Origin of the sequence: Streptomyces coeruleorubidus (genome assembly GCF_008705135.1) — a bacterium.
GTDB classification, from domain to species: domain Bacteria; phylum Actinomycetota; class Actinomycetes; order Streptomycetales; family Streptomycetaceae; genus Streptomyces; species Streptomyces coeruleofuscus.
Genome location: NZ_CP023694.1, coordinates 20,122 through 39,813 on the forward strand (window position 1 = coordinate 20,122; position 19,692 = coordinate 39,813).

Sequence of the window (19,692 nt, forward strand, 5' to 3'; positions counted from 1 at the left end):
CAGGCTCGATACCAACCGCAGCCGCGCTGGATGCGTAGGAGCTGGGGGTGTCACACCACGCAGCGAGCTCAGAAGAGGCCAGGGCTTCCCTAATGCCGTGGCGAGGTCCACAGTGAAACCAGCACTACTGTGCAACGGAGGCGATCATGCTCCTGCTCGGCATCATTCTGCTGGTTGTCGGCTTCGTTACCGGCATATCGATCCTGTGGACGATCGGGATCATCCTCGCGGTCATCGGCGCCATCCTGTGGATCATGGGATCCGTGGGACACGCAGTCGCCGGCCGCCGACACTACTGGTGACCTGCCTCCATACCCGACACCGAACCGACGTCCCCGCGTCGCTGGTCCAGCGGCGCAGGATCGGGTGCGGGGCGTGCCGGGTAAGCCAGGAACTGGCCAGACAGATCGCCGCGCCTGTGGCGACATCGCTGGGACAGTCGGCGCCGGATTGCACGGGTTCGATGGCCGGCCTTGGTGGTCCGAGCGGCCTATGCCCCGGGCCCCCGTAGACGAGGGCGCCGTGCTCCTTCGAGCGCTGGATGTGGGTGCCGGTGCCGTAGTCGCCTGTGAAGTCGGGGGAAGGGCGATCCTCCTCGACGGCCTTGAGCAGTTCCTGGCTCGGTGCGTCCCGCGCCGCACGGGAGGCGAGTTCCTGCGCGCATGTCTCAACGACGTCCTGGAAGCGACCGGCCTGACCGACGCCAGCGGACTCCCCCTGGACTTCGACCCGCACGACTTCCGGCGGATCTTCATCACCGACGCGATCCGCAGGGGCTGCCACCCCACATCGCCCAGGTCATCTCCGGACACGCCGACATCAACACCACCATGGGCTACAACGCGATCTACCCGGCCGAAGCCATCGAAGCCCACCGCGCGTTCATCGCCCGCCGCCGCTCGCTGCGCCCCAGCGAGGAATACCACACCCCCACCGCGGAGGAGTGGGATGCCTTCCTTGGGCACTTCGAGCGCCGCAAGCTCTCCGTCGGCATCTGCGCTCGCGCGTTCGGTACCTCGTGCATCCACGAACACGCCTGCGTCCGCTGCTCGATGCTCCGTCCCGAGCCCGACCACCGCGGCCGCCTGGTCGAGGTCCGCGACAACCTCCTGGCCCGCATCATCGAAGCCGAATGCGAGGGCTGGCTGGGCGAGCTGGAAGGGCTTGAGGTCAGTCTTGCCGGAGCCCAGGACAAGTTCGCCCAGTTGGACGCCCAACAAGTCCGCCGAAACACCGTTGTGGAGCTAGGCATCCCGACCTTCCGCGACATCGCCGGCCGGAACGGCACCCCACTCCTGCGGCCCGAGTGATCAGCCCTCGTGCCGGCACAGTTCAGTTGGGAATGGTCACCAGGACGCGACCTCGGCCGCCGGTATCAACACGGTCTTGGGCTTGGGCGATCTTCTCCAGCGGGTACAGGTCGCCGATGGCGACGGTCAGCATGCCGACCGCGGCTGCGGCGGTGAGGTCGCGGGCCGCCTGCCGTTTCGCCGTTTCGGCGAAGTCGTCGCTGCCGAACATGCGCACCGTGACGTTGTTGAACAGCATGGGCCAAAATGGAAGTCGGGGTCGGTCGTCCCGGGTGGCGTAGGCGGCGATCACCGCGCCGTTCGCGGCGACGAGGTTGTCCAGGTCCGCATTATCGGACAGGGCCACCTCGATGATTCGGTGCACGCCGTCGGGAGCATGCGCGCGGATCGCGGCGGCGGGGTCGTCCCCGTCGAGCGCCACGGCGTGGGAGACCACGGCGGGGTCGAGGCGGTTCAGGTCGCTGCCATGGCGCACGGTCCCGATCACCGTCGCGCCGCCCCACCGGGCGAGCTGCGCGGCCAGGGAGCCGACGCCGCCGAGCACCCCATGCACGAGCACGAGCTGTCCATCGACGGGGCCGTCGCTGAACACGGTGCGGTGGGCAGTGATCCCAGGGATGCCCAGGCCGGCGCCGAGTTCGTCGCTGAGGTGGTCGGGGAGCGGAACGGCCAGATCCGCAGGCACGACGGTGTACTGGGCTGCGGTGCCGAAGGGGCGGTAGGACTGGGCGCCGTACACCCATACCCGCTGTCCCACGCGGTGGGCGTCGACTCCGTCGCCCACCGCGTCGATGACTCCGGCGGCATCGCTGTGCGGGATCACCCGCGGGTAGGGCATCGAGGAGCCGAGCCAGCCGCGCCGCTTCTTGGTGTCGCCGGGGTTGACGCCCGAAACGGTGACGCGGACGCGGACCTCGCCGGGGCCGGCGGTGGGGTCGGGTAGTTCGCCGACGTGCAGGACATCGGCGGCAGGGCCTTGTTCGTCGTACCAGGATGCAAGCATGGACGTACCTCCAGGGCCGGTCAGCTCGCGGGTTCGTCGAGCGGAAAGGAAGTGCTCTTGGTGGGCTCGTCACCGTCCAGAACAGCGTGTAGCCAGGCGCGTTCGGCGCTGCTGATGGCACGGGCGGTGAGCAGCATGCCGCGCCGGTAGGGGTCGGCCACCTCCTCGGCCCGCAGCGGCCTGTCACCGTCGTAGAAGAAGCTCGCCGGCTCCTCCAGGAACTCAAGCCGTCTGCGCAGCACCGCGTGCTGCTCGGACACCTCGGGCAGGTGCGAGAGGAACGCCAGGACAGTGAAGAAGCGGGTGAAGTCGGTGATCTCGTGGTCGGCCGGCTTGCGCAGCCGCTTCAGCAATTCGGTGCGCCCGGCGCCGGTCAGGCTCAGTACGTACCGCGCTGGGCCCGCACCCGGGTCGGCGCGCCGCTCCAGCAGGCCCGCCTTGGTGAGACGGTTGATCGCCGGATACAGACTGCCGTCGCTGACCGGCCGCGTGTAGCCAGTCAGCTGCGAAACCCGTCGGCGCAGCTCGTGCCCGGGCAGAGCACCCCCGGCCAGGAAGCCCAGTATCGCTAGTTCCAGCATGCCCTCAGCATCCCACCATCACATCGAAACGATGTACACATCGAATCGATGTTACCTTGAGTCGGAATGCCACCGCCATGAGGAGAGAAACATGCCGCTCGAAGCCGTGAAGTCAGTGATGAACCGCTTCGTCGAGTTCATCAACACAGCCGATGAGGATCTTGGCCGCGAGGTCATCTCTCCCGACGCGGTGTTCCACGCACCGAGTCATCCGGAGCCGCTTCGAGGTCCCGAGGGCTACATCGAGGTCATCGGCATGATGCGCAGTGGATTCCCGGACGTGCAGTGGACCCTGGAGGAGATGATCGGGGAAGGCGACACGGTGGCTGCACGGTTCACGATGCGCGGCACGCACGCCGGTGAGTTCTTCGGCATCCCCGCAAGCGGCAACAGGGTCTCGGTACAGGCCATGAACTTCTACTACCTGGCCGACGGCCGGATTGTCGGCGAACGAGGTCAGCCCGACCTCCTTGGAGTCATGCAGCAGATCGGTGCCGTACCGGCACCATGAAGCAGGCAGGGAGCGCATACAGAAAAGGTCACCGTGCCGATCACCGTGGCCAGCGCTACCGAGGACCAGTGGGACGGGCCGCTTCCGGGGTGGCCAGCAGGGCGACGATGGTGACGGGCTGATCGCAGTGCGGGCAGTTCCGGACGGCTCCGCGCCCGCCGGCGCCGGCCTTGCGGCCGTCCAGACCGGCGGACGGGGTGACGTCACGCGGGGACGCCGAGCGGCGGGTGCTCGAGCACGCGGGGCTTGTACTCGACCAGCTGGATGCGGCCGTCGAACGTGCGGTGGTCGATCATCTCGAGGGCAACGTCCGGATAGCCGTCGTAGATGCGTTCTTCGCCCGTGGCCCCGGTGATCACCGGGAACATCACGACCCGGAAGCGGTCGACGAGTCCGGCTCGTAGCAAGGACCGGCACAGGCTGAGGCTGCCGATGGTGCTGAGGAGCCCCGAGCCACTCGACTTCATGGCGCGGACCGCCTCGACGGCGTCGTCGCGGACGAGTGTGGAGTTGGACCACGTCAGTGGCTCCTCGAGTGAGGAGGAGAACACCACCTTGGACGCTTGCGTGAGCTCGTCGACGGACGCCTCTTCTTCGGGCCTGAAATCTTCTTGGCCATTCGGGACCTCGCCTGCGGCGAAGCCCGACATCAGGCGGTAGGTGTTCGCTCCCATCAGGTAGGTGGCCTTGGGCTGCTCGCCGAGCCATGCGAGGTACTCCGGGCCCTCGAGGCCCCAGAACCCGGGCCATCCCTCTCCCGATGCGTGGCCGTCGAGGGAGGTGATGAAGTCGACAAGAAGCTCCGACATGGCGGTGTCCTTTCCTAGGGTGTCACGAGCTTGGACCGGCCGGGAGCCACAAACTCATCGGCCGCGCTGTGGAGTAGCGAGAAATCCCATGACGCTGCAGCCGATCAGGTCGACGGAGCGGCACTGATTCGGAGGGCCGGAGGCCCACATGATTGCGCTATGCACGCAGTCGGATAATGATCTCCACGCGATGGAGAACGGCGCTTTGCGTTCCGTCAAAGCCCCAGCTCAGCCCCACCCGCGAACGGCCCACCACCCTCTACTGGGTGATCGGCTTCGCTGCCCGACGTCGACAGCGGGTACTTCATCCACTCACCTGCGACGGCGGCGGAGCACTTCCGTGAGTACGGCCCTGCTCCGATCGACGGCGAACCGATCGCGCTGGTCTTCGCCAGCGACGGCGGGGGTCATCTGTTCGCGATCGGAGCCAGCGGACAAGTCTGGAAGTCCACCACGGCCTCCTGGTTTGACGACTTCGAGGTCACCGTGTCCAGCTTGCAGGAGTTCCTCGAACAGCTCGGCCGCCGGATCGCTAACCAGACCTAATCATTGGCCGAGGACAAACGGGCCCCTGCCCCAGGAGGTCATTCCACAGCTGGGGAATCGCGAGCAGGTGTGGGGACACCCATGAGCAGGGGGCGGCCAATTTCAAAGAGCGCCATCAGCGTGCCCAGTCCAGCCGCTGGTTCTGACCTTGTCCCGTTGAGGTCGGTCGCCCGAGTTGGCCAGTGTCTGCCTGGGCATGGCCGGGAGATCGCGCCTGGGGTGCGGATCAAGCAGACGAGGCGCCGGCTGGCCAAGCTGCGCACCGACGGGGGCCGTTGCCCGGCCCCCAGGGGGATCCGTTCGCGCAGCCGGTGCGGGATCTGCACCACCTGTGGCGGGAGTCGCAGGTGTGGGCCTCAGGATGCGGGGATCGGGCAATTGGTGAAGCACGCGCCCGGCGTGCTGTGTTGAGCGCACAGTGACGTCGGGCGAGGGCAGGGTCGTCATGCAGACGGGACTCATCGTCCTTCCCCGATGTTCCGGCTATTGAGCAGGGTCACCAGCGCCCCGGACGCCTTCGGATCTCGGCCGGCTGTATTAGGGCACCCCGACGGACAGGCGCCGCAGCAGCGCGTCTCTGAGCTGCGGCTGGCACCACTTGTCGGCGAGGCCGCCGCCGGAGGGCTGTCAGGGGTGTCCGCCGCAGCCGCAGCCCGTCATGGTCGCCCCCTCACGGGGCGGCGGGGTCTGTGCGGCGGCCTCTTCCACCGCCGCGAGCAGTCGGCGGCGTTCCTCCGGCGGGATCCACCTGCCGTCGACGACCACGCCGTGGATGCGGCGGGTGTTGCGGATGTCACGCAGCGGGTCGGCGTCGAGGACGAGTAGATCGGCGGCCTGTCCGCGGGCCACGGTGCCGACGGCGGGCAGGCCGAGGGTGCGGGCCGCGTCCCGCGTGGCCGCGCGCAGGGCCTCAGCCGGGGTGAGGCCGGCCGCCACGAGCAGCGCCAGCTCGTCGTGGAGGGCGAAGCCCGGGACGAGGTATCCCGTGCCGGTGTCGGTGCCCGCCGCCAGCCGCACACCCGCGCCGTGCAGCTCGCTCACCAGCCGGAGCCGGTGCGCGAAGATCCGGCGGATCTGCCGGTCCTGCTCGGGGGTGCGCCCACCGGTCAGGGCCGCCAGCTGGTCCGGCCAGCTCTCCACCTGCCAGGCGGGCAGGTACTTCCACTCCTCGACCCGGGACGGAACGTCGTCGGGCAGCTCCAGCGTGCGGTGCACGCTGAGCGTGGGGACGACAGCTGTCCCGTCAGCCGCCAGACTCCGGAAGAGGGCGTCCGCCCGGTCCCGGTCGTAGCCCTGCACCGCCCGCCATTCGAGGGGATGAACCTGCTGGAACCAGCTGTGGTAGCGGGACAGGCTGCTGGGGTCGCGCGGGTCGATCCGTACGGCGGCCAGGCGTCGCCGTATCTCTTTCTCGTGCCGTGAGGTGGCCAGGAGCAGCGCGTGCAGGTGTTCGATGGTGCGGTGGCCGGTGGCGCTCGCCTCCGCGATCCGTACGGTGTCGGGGCAGTGCCCGAGGTGAGGGATGCCCTGGCGCCGGGCCTCGTCCGCGATAGCGAAGTACGCCTCGCGGGACAGGCGGGAGTACACCTTGACGAAGTCCGCGCCCTCGCGCTTGACCCGCCGTACGGCGCGCCGGGCCTCGGCCGCGTCGCGCACCTCGATGGTCGGGCCCACGTCGGCCGCCCACAGTGAGGGCGCGCCGTCGACGATGGGGCTGCCGACCACCCAGCGGGGGCCGAGCAGTGCACCGCTGCGGATCTTCTCGCGCCACTCGTGGTGGACCGGCTGGCCCCGCATCTCCCGGACCGTGGTGACGCCGGCGAGGGCGTACAGCGCCGGGATCACTGTCTCCGGGCCGTCGCTGTGGGTGTGCGCCTCGATCAGTCCCGGGATCAGGTACTTGCCGGTCAGGTCGACCGTGCGGGTGTCCGGGTGAAGCCGGGTGCGTGCGCTCGGGGCGAGGCCGGTGATGCGGCCACCCTCGACGACGACCGTCATGCCGGGGGCCGGGGGTGCTCCCGATCCGTCGATCACGGTGACGTGGGTGAGCGCCAACGGGCCGGTGTCGGCGCCGTTTCCGGCCCTCGTCGCGGCCGCGCGTGCCGTGCCGGCGGGCGCCGTGCTCGTCAGTGCCGTACCCGTCACGACGGCGGCCCCGGCCAGGAACCCTCGTCGGTCCAGGCCGCGATGTGCCCCAACTGTTGCTTCGGACATGCTGTTTCCCCTCCTGCTTGTGACTCCGTCGGCCGTGTCCGCCGACCCCCACGACTCTGGCGGACACAGGGCGATAGGACAGTGCGGCCAGACGGTGTGTATGAGGGTGTTGCTGGGGCCACCGGGGGCCTCCACTGCGGGGCCGACGAGCCCGGCGTCGTGCGGATGCGATACAGCCGTGGCCAGCTTCAGGCGGAGCCGGCGCAGCACCCTGAGTACGACCCCCAGAAGCACTGCCACACTCTCACCGACGCGAGGCCGACACATCGCACCAGGTCACTCAGACGGGTGGATCCGTCCGGGATTGTCCTCCCTCTTGTCGGGCAGGGGAACAGGCTGGCCGCTCCGCAGTGACGCGTAGGCCGCCAGAACGATCCGCAGGCTCCGCAGTCCGGCCTCGCCGTCCGGTCGGGGGCGGCGGCCGGTGCGGGCGGCGTCGAGGAATTCCTCCAGCATGGCCGCGTCGAGGTCGTCACCGCCTGGTTCCCAGCGGGGGCGGGCGGCGGTGGAGTCGAAGCCGCCGAGCAGCCGGGGGAAGGCGTCGAACTCGACGATCCCCTTCTCGGCCACGCAGGTCAGGGCCAGGCCGCCCCAGGTCGGGTGGTCCTTCGGCTGGCTCCAGCTGCAGTCGATGGCAGCGACGACACCGCCCGGGTAGCGGACGGTGACGAGCCCCGCCGTCTCGACCCCGGCACCGACGTCCGGACCCAGGACGTCGTTGGCCTGGGCGTAGACCTCCACGGCCTGTTCCCCGCCGAGCAGCACGTCCATCAGGTCGGCGATGTGCACGGTGTGGTCCATCACCGCGCCGCCGCCCGCCAGCTCCGGGTCACCGAACCACGGCCGGGACGCGGCGGGGTTCCAGCCGTTGTTGGAGGCGTGGACACTGACGAGTGGGCCGAGCGAGCCGTCCTCCACCGCGCGGTGCAGGGCGGCAAAGGCCGCGCCGAACCGGACCGGGTAGGCGGTCATGAGGCCGACTCCGGCGCGGGCGCACGCGTCGATCATCGCCCGGGCGTCCGTCTCCGTGGTGGCGAGCGGCTTCTCGCACAGCACGTGCGCGCCGACCGCCGCGGACCGCTCGACCAGGTGCCCGTGCCGGGAGTTCTCACTGGTCACGATGACCGCGTCGGGCCGCAGCGCGAACACCTCGTCCCAGCCGGCGAGATACGGCACGCCCAGCCGCTCGGCCAGCGCCGCTCCCCGGTCCGGATCGTCCGGCGGGGCGTCGGGGTCGGCGGTGAGCAGTTCCACGTCGTCGCGGCCGCGCAGCAGCTCGATGTAGGTCGGGGCGTGGACGTGGGCGAAGGACAGTACGGCGATCCTCATGCGGCTGCTCCTTCGGGTGCGAGTGGCGGGAGGAGCTCGACCGCTCGCCCGGTCCTGGCCGAATCGGCGGCGGCCGCGGCGATACGGACGGCCGCGACACCGTCGGCCGCGCCCACCCGTGGCTCGGGCCCGCCGGCGAATGCGTCGGCGAGTTCCCGTATCTGGGTGGTGTACGGCGACTCGCCGAAGTCGCCCGCCGGGATGCCGTCCGCCGCCCCCGTGCCCACCGTGCCGACGATCCTGAGGCCGGGCGAGGCGAGCGAGTCGTGCCGTACCGTTCCGCCGGTGCCGGCGATGTGGAAGGTCGTGCGGAACGGTGTGGCCGGCGGCGCCCACACCCCCACGATCTGGCTGATGACGCCCGTGGCGTGGGTGAGCACCGCGGTCCCGGTGGCGACCGCGCCCTCGGGTGCCGGGGCGGTGAGGTGGCCGCTCTGGTGGGCGTGGACGCGTACGACCTCACCGAACAGCCAGCGGGCGATGTCCATGTCGTGGATCATCTGGTCGACCAGGATCCCCCCGGATCGCGTGGGGTCGGCGAACCAGCTGCTCCATGTCGGGTAGCGGCCGGTGCGGGTGAACCGGGCCACCGCGACCCGGCCGAGTCCGCCGCCGGTGATCAGGGGGTGCAGCCGGGCGTAGGCGGGGAAGAAGCGCACGACGTGCCCCGGGTAGAGCCGGACCCCGGCGGCGGCTGCCGCGGCGGCCATCTCCTCGGCGTCGGCGGCCCTCAGTGCCAGCGGCTTCTCGCACAGGACGTGTGCCCCGGCGGCCACGGCGGCCAGGGTGATCTCGCGGTGGGTGTCGGTGGGGGTGCAGACGTCGACGACGTCCGCTCCGTCCATCGCCTCCTCGCGGGAGGCGACCGCGGCCTGGCCGAACTCGCTTGCGAGGGTGGGGGCCTGTCCGTCGGGGGCGTAGACGCGTACGCGGGCGCCGAGCGTGGTCCAGGCCGGCAGGTGGGCCCGCGCTATGCCGCCCGCGCCGATCAGCGCGACGTCGAGTTGTGCCATCGGGTTGGGGTCTCCTAGCCCTTGAGGGCGCCGCTGAGCACGCCGTTGATGAAGTGCCGCTGGAAGAACAGGTAGACGAGGACGACCGGGGCGATCACGATCAGCGTGGCCGCGGCGAGCAGGGGGACGTCGACGTTGTACTGGCCGGTGAAGAAGCCCAGTCCGGCCGGGGCGGTGCGTTTCGCCGGGTCCTGGATCAAGATCAGCGGGAGCAGGAACTGGTTCCAGCTCCACACGAAGTACAGGACGCCGAGGGTGGTCACGGCCGGGCGGGAGCTGGGCATGAGCACGCGCCACAGCGTCGTCCAGGAGGAGGCCCCGTCCAGCCGGGCGGCCTCGATGAGGCTGCGCGGCACGGTGGCGAAGTGGGCCCGCATCCAGAACACGCCGAACGGCATGAAGGCGGCGATCTCGGCGAGGGCCAGCCCCGGCACCGTGTTGGTGAGGCCGAGGGCTCGCAGGTCGTAGTAGAGCGGGATGACGGTGACCTCGGTCGGGATGGACAGCCCCAGCAGGAGGTAGCCGTAGAGCTTCCCGCCGCCGGGGACGTCCATGGTGGCCAGCGCGTACCCGGCCAGGGTGGCGCACACCACGGCCGCGGGGACGACGGCGAGCGCGATCACGGCGCTGGAGCGCAGCAGCGGGCCGAACCCCGCGGCGGACCAGGCGTGGACGAAGTTCTCCAGGTGGATGCCGTCCGGCCGGGCCAGCCCGGTCAGCGGTGTCCCCGCGGGCTGGAGGGATGCCAGGAGCAGGGAGAGGAACGGGACGAGTACGGCGGCCACGAAGACCGTCAGTACGACGGGCGCGGCGACGTCACGTCGCTGACGCACTGTCATGAACGCTCCCTGGCCAGATGGTTGATGAGGACGACGGCCACCGAGATGACCAGTGTCAGGACCACCGCCAACGCGCTGGCCAGGCCCACGGCACCGCCGCCGAAGGCCAGCCGGTAGATGAGGATGCCGGGCACCACGGTGCTGTTTCCGGGGCCGCCACCGGTGGTGATGTAGATCAGGTCGAAGCTGGACAGGGCGGCGATCACGGTGATCGACAGGGCGACCGCCATCTCCGGCCGCAGCAGGGGGACGGTGATCGACCAGAACTCGCGGACCGGGCCGGCCCCGTCCATGCGTGCGGCCTCGTAGATCTCCTGGTCGATGCGCTGTGTCCCGGACAGGAACAGCACCATGCACAGCCCGGCCACCACCCAGGTTCCGACGAGCCCGACGGCCGGCAGCGCCCACGTGAAGCTGCCCAGCCACGAGTCGGTCAGCCGGCCGAGGCCGATCGCGCGCAGGGCCTGGTTGAGGGTGCCGTTCTCGGCGTACACCCAGCGCCATATGACGGCGACCGCGACCAGTGGGACGACCTGCGGAAGGAAGAGCAGCGTACGGATCAGGGAGGTGCCGCGGCGGCCCGACCGGCGGGCGACCAGGGCCGCCGACACCAGGCCGATGGCAATGGGCAGGACGGAAAAGAAGACGATGAGCGCCCCGGCGTGCCAGGCCGCCGCCCGCAGTTGTGGATCGGTGGCCACACGGCGGTAGTTGTCGAGGCCGATGAAAGACGGCAGGGTCACCCCGTCCCAGTCGAACAGCGACAGGTAGGCGGTGTGCAGGGCCGGGAGGACCGCGAACAGGGTGTACGGCAGCAGCGCCGGCAGGACGTACAGCAACGCCACGGCGCGGCGGCGCCTGCGGGTCGTGCTCGGCGAGTGGGGCGGCGGGCCGGTGTCCTTGCGGACGGGGCGCGCTGCCCGTCGGGGCGTGGTGGTTGTCGCCATGTCGCGGGCCGCCCTGATCAGGAGTGGAACTGGTCGAAGTCGGCTTGGAGGGCAGCGAGGAACTTCTCGACGCCGGCCTTGCCGCCGGCGAGCAACTGGAGCTGTGTGGTGAGGGTGTCGGGCATCGTGGGGGTGGAGGCGTTCTGGATGAACGGCTGGAGCCCGGAGTCCTTCACGATTCCCTGCCAGCCGGTCCGTACGTCCCCGAGGAGGCCGCTCTGCTGCGGCATCGCGCCGGCGTCGGGTGCCATGAAGCCGGCCTTGGCGGTGACGGCGGAGGCCTGTCGGGTGGCGCAGAAGTCGAGGAAGGCTGCTGCGGCGGCCGCGTTCTTCGACTTGCTGGAGACGCAGTAGTAGACACCGGCTCCGGTGGTGCGCAGGGGGCCGCCCTTGGTGATCGGCGGCATGTTGAACAGCCCGGCGTCCTCGCCGAGGCCCTTGTCGACCGCGGCGGCGGCCCAGTTGCCGCTGATCCGGAAGACGCCCTCGCCCCTGGCGAACGCGGCGGTGGCGTCGTTGTCGCTGGTGCCGTTGACCTTGGGGGTGACGTAGCCCTGGTCGACCCAGCGTTTGAGGGTCGTCGCCGCCGTCACAGCCTCGGGCCCGGTGATCTTGGCGCCCTTGCGGCCGAACGCCCACGCCTCGCGGTCCTCCGGCTTCAGATGGACCGACAGCAGCACGTTGAACGGGTGGTTGAGGCCGCCGTCGAGGTTGCCCGCGACGAGCGCGGTCTCCCCGGCGGCCTTGGCCTTGGCGAACAGGGCCTCCAACTCGGCCAGCGTGGCCGGCGGCACGGCCAGGCCCAGTTTCCGCACCTTGGCCTTGTTGCAGTAGACGCCCTCGAACGACAGCCCGCCGGGCACGCCGTACAGGGCACCGGTGCCGGCCGTCCTGCCGTCGGCGCTGAAGGTGATCTGGTCCAGGCCGGGGAACCTGCGCGACCAGCCGTACGCCTTGCCGTAGCCGCCGACGTCGAGCAGCAGGCGTCCCTTGACCAGGTTGTTCATGCCGGAGACGAACTGGGCTATGTCGGGGGCGGAGTCGGCCGACATCGTGGTGTTGATGCTCTTGAGGTAGTCGTCCCAACCGGTGTATTGACGCTTGAAGGTGACGTTGGGGTACTTCTCCCGGAACGCCGCGAGCAGGCCGGGGGTCATGGTGGTGTCGTCCGCGTCGGCGACCACCAGAGTGATCTTGCCGGTGGGTACGGCCGTGGAGACGGGAGACGCGCTGGCCGCATCGGTGGACTCGGCGCCGGGGGTGAGGGAGCTGCCGCACGCGACGAGCAGGGAGGAGCCTGCGGCGGCAGCGAGGAACGAGCGTCTGGACGGCGGAGCGGGAACGTGACTCATGGCGGGCTCCTGGAACGGCGGGAGAGGGAGTGCTGCGCGGGCGAGTGCCATGGAGGTGCGGGCGGCGCGGGCAGGTGTGGCCAGGTGCGGGCGCCGAGTGTTTTAATAAAGCAGTTGCGTTTCATAATCGAGTTCAGGCCATGGCGCGTCAAGAGCAGAGTGAAGGCTGTTGCCGACAGCAGGAGGTCGACCATTGACCAGATCGGAGCCGGACGCCCTCTGGCCGCTCAGCGGTGCCATGGAGCCGGGTCCGCCGACGGCGGCCCCCTCGGTCGTGGGTGTGGCCGACCTGCGTGCCACGAATGCGGCGGCCGTGCTCGCCGTCGTCCGCTCTGCCGACCCACACCCCCGGCTGTCCGAGCTGGTCGGAGCAACCAGCCTGTCCCGCCCGACCGTTGAGGCGATCGTGGAGGAACTCGTCGCCCGCGGCCTGATCGATGTCGCCTCCGCTCCGTCCGCCCGGGGCCAGCGCTCCCCCGGCCGCCCGGCCCGCCGTTTCCGCTTCCAGCCCCATGCGGGGTTCGTCGTCGGCGTCGACGTGCGGCCGCGGTCCGTCACCGCCTGCCTGGCCGACCTCGACGGCGAACCGGTCGCCGTCGAGCGCCGCGCGGTCCGCGCCGACGTCCCGGGCCCGGCCCGCGCGCGGGTGGTGACCTCGGCGATCCGGGCCGCCCTGGACCGGGCGGACGTGCACGTTTCCCGGGTGTGGGCGGCCGCGCTCGGCACCCCCGGTCTGGTCGACCGGAACAACACCCGCGTCCGCCAGGCGGACAACCTTCACACGTGGACCGAGGTGGACATCGCGGGCGTCCTCCGCGACCTTCTCGGCTGTCCGGTGGCCGTCGAGAACGACGCCAACCTGGCCGCGCTCGGCGAACAGTGGCGCGGGGTCGGGGCGACGGCCGAGGGAACGGCCGAAAGGACGGGGGCCGACCCCGCAGCCGGGGAGATGGTCTTCGTCCTGCTCGGCGAACGCCTCGGCTCCGGCGTCATCACCGGTGGCCGCCTGCTGCGCGGGCACCACGGCGCGGCCGGCGAGATCGGCTTCATCCGCTTCTCCGGTGGCGGCCCGGCCGACCGCCCCGGCCTGGATCCGCTGCCCGCCGGCACCATCCGTGACGCGGCCGCGGCCGACCCCGACGCGGTCGCCACCGTCGAGGCGTACGGGCGACGGCTGGCCGAGGGCCTGGCCCCGGTCTTTCTCGCCCTCGACCCGGCCCTGGTCGTCCTCGGCACCGGGCTCTTCCCCGACCCCGCCCTGCTTCCCGCGGCGAAGACCCTGCTGACCGCGGCCCAGGACCACGCCGACGGCCTGCTCGTGGACCCGCCGCGCTGGCACCTTTCCGCCCTGGGCGACGACGCCGTCCTCACCGGCGCAGTGCGTTTCGCGCTGTCATCGGTCGAGGTCGTGCTCCGGACCCGTCCGACCAGCCTCAACTCCCCAGGGTTCGCGTCTGGGCGACGGTGAGGACAGGACCTCCGTACCCGCGCAAAGCCTGCACGGGCCCTTGTCAGTGGTGGCGGGCCACACGGTCGTGCCTGACTTCGGTGGCCGCACATGACTACGCCTGGATACGGTCCTCCGCGTGATGAAGCCCCACGACAGCAATAGCCATCCCCAACCTCTCACCTCATGACAGTGCCGGTCCTGCCCCAACACCCCGCTGACCAGCATCGACACAGCACACCACCCGACCACCGACACCCACTCTCACCACTACCGACCCCAAACCAAGAGGCCGCAGGCCGACGGTCTGGCAGCGGCACTACGCGGCCGTGCGTGAGCTGCTGCGCGACGAGGCCGGCCTGACCGAGCTGGCGCCGGGGACCAGGTGCCACGGGATGGACGGCATGAGTGGAGACCGACGCGCATTGCGCCTGCTGGAAAGAGCGTGCGCGGTCATCGCGGTGCTCTACGCAACGCTCTTGGCGTTCTTCACCAACTACGACGCCTTGCTGATCACCTACCAGAACGGCGACCTCACCCCGACGATTGCGATCTTCGCAGGGGCACGAGTCGGCTGGCTGGGCCTGCGCCTGATGCGGTCGGGCGACCGCCAGTTCGTTTCACTCGACCTGGACCTCCTGAAGCTGCTTGGTCAACTCATCGGCGAGGGCGTCCAGTTCGCTCCGGCGAGCGGTGATCCATTGCCGGTCCTGCATCCCGGGTCCTCCCGCGGTCTCGTGGCGTGCCGACCTGCCGATGGATCGTAGGCCGGGGGGCAACTCGCGAGCGCAGCCGAACCAGGCATCCCACCGGAACCGGAATACCCAATGATCTACACCAAGGTCATCGGCCGCCGACCGGCGCGAGTACCCCACTCGTCATTCACACCAGACCCGCGACCTGCGACTTCACGATGCACACCGCTCATTGCCGCACTGACCTGCTACAAACCCGGCCACCGCTCTAGGCTGATCTACCGGCCACGCAGAGACGACGGCCGACGCGACGGGCGCAAGAGCTTCTCCTTGCGCGACTACCGGGACCTGCTGATCGCCGCCCACCAGCAGTTCGGCGACCCGATCGTCCTGGTCTGGGACAACCTCAACGTCCACAAAGCCGCCGACCTGCGGCAGTGGGCGGCAGCCCGGGAGTGGCTGACCATCTACTACCTGCCGCCCTACGCACCCGACCTCAACCCCGTCGAAGGCATCTGGTCTCTCCTGCGACGCGGATGGCTCTCCAACGTCGCCCTCAGTACCCCCGAACACCTTGACCAGCGCATCCGACGCGGCTTACGCCTCATCCAGTACCGCAGTCACCTCATAGGCGGCTGCCTCGCCGAGACCGGCCTGACCATCGGACCCGCCTGATCAGCGACACGACACCACGAGTTCAACCTCAAGTAGAGGAGTTCGAGGGGCCGATGGAGAAGCAGCCGACCGAAGTCCCGTGCGGCCCGAGGGCCCCTCAGGCTGCCATCAGCGCCGCCAGGGCGCGGTCCATTGCGGCGTTGAGCTCTTCCGGGGTCAGCGCCAGACGGGACTTGACGTCCCGACTCCACTGGTCGGCGAGGACCTCGGTGGAGCCCGCCTCAACACCGTCGAGCGCCGCGTCGGCCAGGTCCGTCGGAGCGATCTTGTCCACGGGCCAGCCCGCCGCCATGTCGGTGTCGGCGAGGCCGAGGTGTACCGCTGTGACGAGCGTGCCCTGCTCGGCGAGCTCCAGGCGGACGCCGTTGGTCATGGCCCAGGCGGCGGCCTTGGTCAGGTGGTAGGCATTGGCGCCCTTGCCCCCGAACCACGACATGGCTGAGAGAACGTTGACGATCGCGCCCCCGCCGTTCCTGGCGAGCGCCGGCGCGAACTCCCGGATCATTCCCAGGTGGCCGAACATGTTGGTCTCCAGCTCGTGCCGCACCGCGTCCAGCGAACCGGTCACCAGGTCGGTCCCCGTACTGATTCCCGCGTTGTTGATGAGTAGCGAGACATCCGGGGCGGCCTCGGCGGCGGCCCTCACGGATGCGGGATCGGCGATGTCGAGGGGCAGCACCTCGACCCCGGGCAGGTCCACGGTCTCCGGTCGGCGGGCCGTCGCGTAGACCTTGCGGGCGCCCCGTTCGAGCAGGCGCTGGGCGAAGGCGCGGCCCAGGCCGCGGTTGGCTCCGGTGACAAGGGCGACGGAGTTGTTGATATCCATGGCCGGTACGCTAAAACCTGACGCTAGCGTCAGAGGCAAGCGCTGGTCGTCAGGGCCAGGGGGGAGAGGAATCACCATGACTGTCACAGTGGCCGCAGCCGAGCGGTTGATCCGCATCGGCGAGGTGGCACGAGGTGCCGGCGTCTCGGTGCGCGCCGTGCGCTACTACGAGCAGCAAGGGCTGCTCATCGCGGAGCGCAGCCCGTCCGGCCAGCGCCTGTACCGGCAGGACGCCATCCCCTTGGTCCGCTTCTTCCAGGAGATGTTCGCCGCCGGCCTCACCAGCCGAAGGATCGCCGAACTCCTGCCGTGCTGGGACTCCGGGCACACCGACGCCGAGCAACGAACCATGCTGCGAGCCGAGCGCGAGCGCATCCAGGCCAAGATCGACGACCTGCAGGCCGCCCTGGACCACCTCGACGAGGTCATCGCGATCACGGACACGCACCCGTAGGCGTGGTCGGCGAGACGTCTCATCAGCGATCTAACCTCGCTGTCTTGGTTGGGGCGATGAGGAGTCGTTGAGGGGGGAACTGTTGTGGGAGCGAAAACGACCCAGGCCTGACCTGCCGTCACTGACGCCAACCCACTGACACCAGATCGGCACATCGCGGTCTAGCCATGTGGGAGGCTGCCTCGGGGGCCGTGCCAGGCTGGTCGAAGCGATCAGCACCGGCCTTGCTGTTCTACGGGTGTCCCAACTCGCCGCGTTCGCCGACATGAGCGCGCGCCAACTGCAGAGAATGTTCGCCGAGTACGTCGGCATCGGACCCAAGTGGGTGATCCGGCGAGCCCGCATTCAGGAGGCCGCCGCACGCGCGGCCGCGGAACCGCAGGACTGGTCCGCTCTCGCTGCCGAACTCGGCTACGCCGACCGAGCACACTTCACCCGCGACTTCACCGCGTCCATAGGCACCTCCCGGCACCGTACGCGAGTTCGGCGCGACGCCGGAACGACTTCAGGCCGACGCGGCATGACTAGTTTCAACGGGTACGCGAGTCTTAACAATGAGAACCTTCGACGAAATGATCTCCGAGAGGGCCGACCCCGGCGACGCCCGGACATGGTGCTGGGCGACCGCGGCTACGACCATGACAAGTACCGCCACATTGTCTGGGATCTCGGTGTGAAGCCGCTGTTCACCCGTCCAGCCCGCCAAGTTGGTTGAGGGGACCGCGCGGTTCGGGAGTGCATGCTGCTTCCTGGGCGGCCATGACCTCATCGCCGTACTCGAAGGCCCATGCGCCGACGGCGTCGATGGGCGCCAGCAAGGTCCGGCCCAGAGCGGTGAGTTGGTACTCGACCCGAGATAGTGCGTCGGGGTCCGCCTGCCGGTCGACCAGTCCGTTGAACTGCAGCCGACGCAGAGTCTCGGTGAGGACCTTGGAGCTGATGCCCCCGATCCGCTCCCGTAATTCGACCGGGCGCCTGGGTCCGTCGCGCAGTGCCCAGAGCACCACGGCGTTCCAGGTGTTGGAGAGCAGGTCGAAGGCGAGGCGGGCGCGGCAGTCGGCGAGGTAGGCGTCGGTCGTCACGTACCAAATGGTGCCCGAACGGCCTTCTAGCGTTGGGGTAAACGGTCGAAGCAGGCACGGAGAGGGACCACGTGATGAGAATCGGTGTATTGGGCACGGGCAACATGGCCGACGCGCTCGCCACCCACTGGGTGCGGGCCGGGCACGAGGTGATGATCGGGGGACGGGACGCACACAAGGCGGAGCGGCTCGCGACGCGCATCGGAGGCAGCGCGAAGCCCGCCAGTCTGCGCACGGCGGCCGAGTCCGGTCAGGTGGTGTTGGCCGCGCTCCCCTTCGCGGCGGGAGCAGACGTGGTGCGGGACCTGCACGCGGCCCTGGTGGACAAGGTGCTGCTCGACTGCTCCAACCCGGTCGGGCCGGGCTTCCGGCTGCTGACGGAAGGAAGCCCCTCAGCCGCGCAGCAACTGGCCGCGGCGGCACCAGGAGCCCACGTGGTCAGGGCTTTCAACCTCTGCCACGAGGATGTGTGGCGCATGCGGCCGCCTGTCTTCGATGGGCGACCACTGGCCGTTCCGGTCTGCGGGGACGACGAGACGGCCCTCGCGCGTGTACGCGAGTTGGTGCAGGACGTGGGCTGCGACCCCGTGACCGGCGGCGGTCTCGACCGTGCGGGACTCCTGGAAGCGACCGCCGCGCTCTTCATCGCCCTGTGGGTCGGCGAGGGAGCGGATGCGCAAGCGATCGCACCTCCGCTGGCATACGCGGCCGGACCGAGCCACCAGGCCGGGACCCCGGCCGGCCGTGGGCCGGACGAGCTGCGCGCAGCGCACAGCCGGCTCGTCACCGCCCGAGCGGACTGGTCGGCCGCCGGCTGACCACTGTCACCGCCGGAGACCGGTCGTCCGCCCCGCTCCCCGGTCAGCGGGGCTGCCACGCCGGCTCCGACGCCTCCCGTCTCGCGTACGCCGCCCAGTCCACGATCTGTACCGCCGCGCCGGCGGCCTCGCTGCCCCGGCAGTGGGCGTGGTGCCTGCGGGCGATGCCGTCCAGGTCGAGGCGGGAGCCGAAGGCGGGATGCGCCGCCAGCCGTCGTGCGTACGCCCACAGCCGGGGGTGGCCGGTGATGCGGTGCACGGCAGCGGCGTCCAGGTGGTAGCGGTGGACGGTGTCCAGCTGTACCAGCGTCACCCACACATGCACGTCTGCGAGGGTGAGTTCGCCGCCCAGGACGTGCTCCTGGGCGGCGAGCCGCCACTCCAGCATGTCCAGGGCGCGCAGCAGGGTGGCCAGCGCGGTGTCGCGTGCCGCCGGGTCGCCACCGGACTGCCCGGCGCGCTGGGCGGTCGCGGTGATGCCCTGTTCACAGAGCCGGGTTACGCCCTCGATCGCCTCCTCGGCACCACGCGGGTGGAGATCAGGACCAGTACCGCCGAACCACCGGGTCAGGTCCCGCAGGATGTCCGGGGCGTGCGTGCTCACGATCCGCCCGGTCCAGCCGTCGCTGAGCACCGGCGCCACGGCCGGACCCGGGTGCTGGTGCGAACTGGCCTCGTACAGCGGGCCCAGTGCCCGGTGTCCGCCACCGGGTGCGTCGGGCACGGCAGGCAGCAGCGTCACCGGGAGCGTGTCGCCGAGACCGAGCAGGCCGTGCGTCACGGCGATCCGCAGGCAGTGCGGACAGGAGAGGGCGAGATGGAGCCGGTAGCGGCGCGGCGCGGCGTAGTAACCGCTGCGCGCGTCAGAGCCGATCCTGCTCCGGAAGGACGGCACGGCTGTCGAGGGTGTCGCGGACATGCGTCTCCCTGGAAATGCTCGTTCGTGGGCCTACGGCGGCGATGGCGACGGCACGCGGCAGCTCCGGCGCGGCCGGGATGCGGTACTTGTGCGGATGGTCAGGCGTGAGCGGGGACTGGCCCGCCGTCGCGCAGGGGACTTGCCGCACTGCACACACGCACGAGATCGATGTGGCGGCGGGACGTCAGCAAGGGCAGCGGCCGGACGGCGACACGGACGGCGTCACTGCCGAGATTCAGTGCGACACAGCCCATCTTCCCTACCAGTTCACTAGGATTCCTGTAGTGAGTGTCAGGCCGCGTCCACACCGCGTCAAGAGGGC

General features: G+C 70.1%; 20 protein-coding genes and 1 pseudogene. 9 read left to right on the top strand and 12 right to left on the bottom strand.

What is annotated here, in order from left to right; genetic code table 11:
• The first annotated feature begins 146 nt into the window (after positions 1 to 146).
• On the top strand, positions 147 to 302 hold the full coding sequence (locus CP976_RS42705; protein WP_167537242.1) for a DUF6131 family protein: 156 nt from the start codon (positions 147 to 149) through the stop codon (positions 300 to 302).
• 528 nt (positions 303 to 830) lie between these two features.
• A complete protein-coding gene (locus CP976_RS00105) occupies positions 831 to 1,310 on the top strand; it encodes a hypothetical protein (protein WP_150478426.1) in 480 nt (159 codons plus the stop codon).
• A 22-nt stretch (positions 1,311 to 1,332) separates the two neighbouring features.
• Here the strand turns inward: CP976_RS00105 and CP976_RS00110 are convergent, their stop codons facing one another.
• Both CP976_RS00110 and CP976_RS00115 read right to left on the bottom strand, forming a co-directional pair.
• Positions 1,333 to 2,313, bottom strand: a complete 981-nt coding sequence (locus tag CP976_RS00110) for an NADPH:quinone reductase (protein WP_150478427.1) — start codon at positions 2,311 to 2,313, stop codon at positions 1,333 to 1,335.
• Positions 2,314 to 2,333: 20 nt separating this feature from the next.
• On the bottom strand, positions 2,334 to 2,894 hold the full coding sequence (locus tag CP976_RS00115; RefSeq protein ID WP_150478428.1) for a PadR family transcriptional regulator: 561 nt from the start codon (positions 2,892 to 2,894) through the stop codon (positions 2,334 to 2,336).
• A 91-nt stretch (positions 2,895 to 2,985) separates the two neighbouring features.
• On the opposite strand from CP976_RS00115, the gene CP976_RS00120 reads away from it, so the two are divergent.
• Positions 2,986 to 3,405, top strand: coding sequence for an ester cyclase (locus tag CP976_RS00120; protein WP_150478429.1), 420 nt, complete (start codon positions 2,986 to 2,988; stop codon positions 3,403 to 3,405).
• 203 nt (positions 3,406 to 3,608) lie between these two features.
• On the opposite strand, the gene CP976_RS00125 is transcribed toward CP976_RS00120, so the two are convergent.
• The 7 genes from CP976_RS00125 to CP976_RS00155 all read right to left on the bottom strand — a co-directional run bounded on the left by CP976_RS00125 (position 3,609) and on the right by CP976_RS00155 (position 12,454).
• Complete coding sequence (locus CP976_RS00125) at positions 3,609 to 4,214, bottom strand: dihydrofolate reductase family protein (protein WP_150478430.1); 606 nt, start codon at positions 4,212 to 4,214, stop codon at positions 3,609 to 3,611.
• Positions 4,215 to 5,387: 1,173 nt separating this feature from the next.
• Entirely contained in the window at positions 5,388 to 6,974 is a 1,587-nt protein-coding gene (locus tag CP976_RS00130; RefSeq protein ID WP_229876464.1) for an amidohydrolase family protein, read from the bottom strand.
• A 276-nt stretch (positions 6,975 to 7,250) separates the two neighbouring features.
• Positions 7,251 to 8,303 carry a Gfo/Idh/MocA family protein gene (locus tag CP976_RS00135; protein ID WP_150478431.1) on the bottom strand — a complete coding sequence of 351 codons (1,053 nt, stop codon included), beginning with the start codon at positions 8,301 to 8,303 and terminating at the stop codon, positions 7,251 to 7,253.
• Positions 8,300 to 9,316 carry a Gfo/Idh/MocA family protein gene (locus tag CP976_RS00140; protein WP_150478432.1) on the bottom strand — a complete coding sequence of 339 codons (1,017 nt, stop codon included), beginning with the start codon at positions 9,314 to 9,316 and terminating at the stop codon, positions 8,300 to 8,302. The genes CP976_RS00135 and CP976_RS00140 overlap by 4 nt, the downstream gene beginning before the upstream one ends.
• A gap of 14 nt (positions 9,317 to 9,330) precedes the next feature.
• Positions 9,331 to 10,155 carry a carbohydrate ABC transporter permease gene (locus CP976_RS00145; RefSeq protein WP_150478433.1) on the bottom strand — a complete coding sequence of 275 codons (825 nt, stop codon included), beginning with the start codon at positions 10,153 to 10,155 and terminating at the stop codon, positions 9,331 to 9,333.
• Positions 10,152 to 11,102 carry a carbohydrate ABC transporter permease gene (locus CP976_RS00150; protein WP_150478434.1) on the bottom strand — a complete coding sequence of 317 codons (951 nt, stop codon included), beginning with the start codon at positions 11,100 to 11,102 and terminating at the stop codon, positions 10,152 to 10,154. Before CP976_RS00150 ends, CP976_RS00145 begins: the two co-directional genes overlap by 4 nt.
• A gap of 17 nt (positions 11,103 to 11,119) precedes the next feature.
• On the bottom strand, positions 11,120 to 12,454 hold the full coding sequence (locus CP976_RS00155; RefSeq protein WP_150478435.1) for an ABC transporter substrate-binding protein: 1,335 nt from the start codon (positions 12,452 to 12,454) through the stop codon (positions 11,120 to 11,122).
• A 193-nt stretch (positions 12,455 to 12,647) separates the two neighbouring features.
• Between CP976_RS00155 and CP976_RS00160 the strand changes: the two genes are divergently transcribed.
• The 3 genes and pseudogenes from CP976_RS00160 to CP976_RS00165 all read left to right on the top strand — a co-directional run.
• Positions 12,648 to 13,922 (top strand): ROK family transcriptional regulator, encoded by a 1,275-nt coding sequence (locus tag CP976_RS00160; RefSeq protein ID WP_150478436.1) that lies wholly within the window; start codon positions 12,648 to 12,650, stop codon positions 13,920 to 13,922.
• Positions 13,923 to 14,230: 308 nt separating this feature from the next.
• Complete coding sequence (locus CP976_RS42710; protein ID WP_167537225.1) at positions 14,231 to 14,668, top strand: hypothetical protein; 438 nt, start codon at positions 14,231 to 14,233, stop codon at positions 14,666 to 14,668.
• A gap of 159 nt (positions 14,669 to 14,827) precedes the next feature.
• Positions 14,828 to 15,271: pseudogene (locus CP976_RS00165) on the top strand (transposase); the annotation flags it as partial.
• Between the two features lie 97 nt (positions 15,272 to 15,368).
• Here the strand turns inward: CP976_RS00165 and CP976_RS00170 are convergent.
• Positions 15,369 to 16,097 (bottom strand): SDR family oxidoreductase, encoded by a 729-nt coding sequence (locus CP976_RS00170; RefSeq protein WP_150478437.1) that lies wholly within the window; start codon positions 16,095 to 16,097, stop codon positions 15,369 to 15,371.
• A 76-nt stretch (positions 16,098 to 16,173) separates the two neighbouring features.
• Here CP976_RS00170 and CP976_RS00175 point away from each other — a divergent pair, with 76 nt between their 5' ends.
• Both CP976_RS00175 and CP976_RS43200 read left to right on the top strand, forming a co-directional pair.
• Entirely contained in the window at positions 16,174 to 16,551 is a 378-nt protein-coding gene (locus tag CP976_RS00175) for a MerR family DNA-binding transcriptional regulator (RefSeq protein ID WP_150478438.1), read from the top strand.
• 238 nt (positions 16,552 to 16,789) lie between these two features.
• Positions 16,790 to 17,266 carry a helix-turn-helix domain-containing protein gene (locus tag CP976_RS43200; RefSeq protein ID WP_229876466.1) on the top strand — a complete coding sequence of 159 codons (477 nt, stop codon included), beginning with the start codon at positions 16,790 to 16,792 and terminating at the stop codon, positions 17,264 to 17,266.
• Here CP976_RS43200 and CP976_RS00185 read toward each other — a convergent pair.
• The gene (locus CP976_RS00185; protein WP_150478439.1) at positions 17,238 to 17,633 is read right to left on the bottom strand and encodes a winged helix-turn-helix transcriptional regulator; all 396 of its coding nucleotides are present in this window, start codon (positions 17,631 to 17,633) and stop codon (positions 17,238 to 17,240) included. The two genes, CP976_RS43200 and CP976_RS00185, sit on opposite strands and share 29 nt — an antisense overlap.
• Positions 17,634 to 17,707: 74 nt before the next feature.
• Between CP976_RS00185 and CP976_RS00190 the strand changes: the two genes are divergently transcribed.
• Positions 17,708 to 18,451, top strand: a complete 744-nt coding sequence (locus CP976_RS00190; RefSeq protein ID WP_229876469.1) for an NADPH-dependent F420 reductase — start codon at positions 17,708 to 17,710, stop codon at positions 18,449 to 18,451.
• 43 nt (positions 18,452 to 18,494) lie between these two features.
• Here the strand turns inward: CP976_RS00190 and CP976_RS00195 are convergent, their stop codons facing one another.
• Positions 18,495 to 19,370, bottom strand: a complete 876-nt coding sequence (locus tag CP976_RS00195) for a glutathione S-transferase C-terminal domain-containing protein (RefSeq protein WP_150478440.1) — start codon at positions 19,368 to 19,370, stop codon at positions 18,495 to 18,497.
• Between the last annotated feature and the right edge of the window lie 322 nt (positions 19,371 to 19,692).

Excerpts from the sequence above, each read along its gene's own strand:
- CP976_RS42705 (WP_167537242.1), top strand. The coding sequence starts at position 147 with ATGCTCCTGCTCGGCATCATTCTGCTGGTTGTCGGCTTCGTTACCGGC.
- CP976_RS00105 (WP_150478426.1), top strand. The coding sequence starts at position 831 with ATGGGCTACAACGCGATCTACCCGGCCGAAGCCATCGAAGCCCACCGC.
- CP976_RS00110 (WP_150478427.1), bottom strand. The coding sequence starts at position 2,313 with ATGCTTGCATCCTGGTACGACGAACAAGGCCCTGCCGCCGATGTCCTG.
- CP976_RS00115 (WP_150478428.1), bottom strand. The coding sequence starts at position 2,894 with ATGCTGGAACTAGCGATACTGGGCTTCCTGGCCGGGGGTGCTCTGCCC.
- CP976_RS00120 (WP_150478429.1), top strand. The coding sequence starts at position 2,986 with ATGCCGCTCGAAGCCGTGAAGTCAGTGATGAACCGCTTCGTCGAGTTC.
- CP976_RS00125 (WP_150478430.1), bottom strand. The coding sequence starts at position 4,214 with ATGTCGGAGCTTCTTGTCGACTTCATCACCTCCCTCGACGGCCACGCA.
- CP976_RS00130 (WP_229876464.1), bottom strand. The coding sequence starts at position 6,974 with ATGTCCGAAGCAACAGTTGGGGCACATCGCGGCCTGGACCGACGAGGG.
- CP976_RS00135 (WP_150478431.1), bottom strand. The coding sequence starts at position 8,303 with ATGAGGATCGCCGTACTGTCCTTCGCCCACGTCCACGCCCCGACCTAC.
- CP976_RS00140 (WP_150478432.1), bottom strand. The coding sequence starts at position 9,316 with ATGGCACAACTCGACGTCGCGCTGATCGGCGCGGGCGGCATAGCGCGG.
- CP976_RS00145 (WP_150478433.1), bottom strand. The coding sequence starts at position 10,155 with ATGACAGTGCGTCAGCGACGTGACGTCGCCGCGCCCGTCGTACTGACG.
- CP976_RS00150 (WP_150478434.1), bottom strand. The coding sequence starts at position 11,102 with ATGGCGACAACCACCACGCCCCGACGGGCAGCGCGCCCCGTCCGCAAG.
- CP976_RS00155 (WP_150478435.1), bottom strand. The coding sequence starts at position 12,454 with ATGAGTCACGTTCCCGCTCCGCCGTCCAGACGCTCGTTCCTCGCTGCC.
- CP976_RS00170 (WP_150478437.1), bottom strand. The coding sequence starts at position 16,097 with ATGGATATCAACAACTCCGTCGCCCTTGTCACCGGAGCCAACCGCGGC.
- CP976_RS00175 (WP_150478438.1), top strand. The coding sequence starts at position 16,174 with ATGACTGTCACAGTGGCCGCAGCCGAGCGGTTGATCCGCATCGGCGAG.
- CP976_RS00190 (WP_229876469.1), top strand. The coding sequence starts at position 17,708 with ATGAGAATCGGTGTATTGGGCACGGGCAACATGGCCGACGCGCTCGCC.
- CP976_RS00195 (WP_150478440.1), bottom strand. The coding sequence starts at position 19,370 with ATGTCCGCGACACCCTCGACAGCCGTGCCGTCCTTCCGGAGCAGGATC.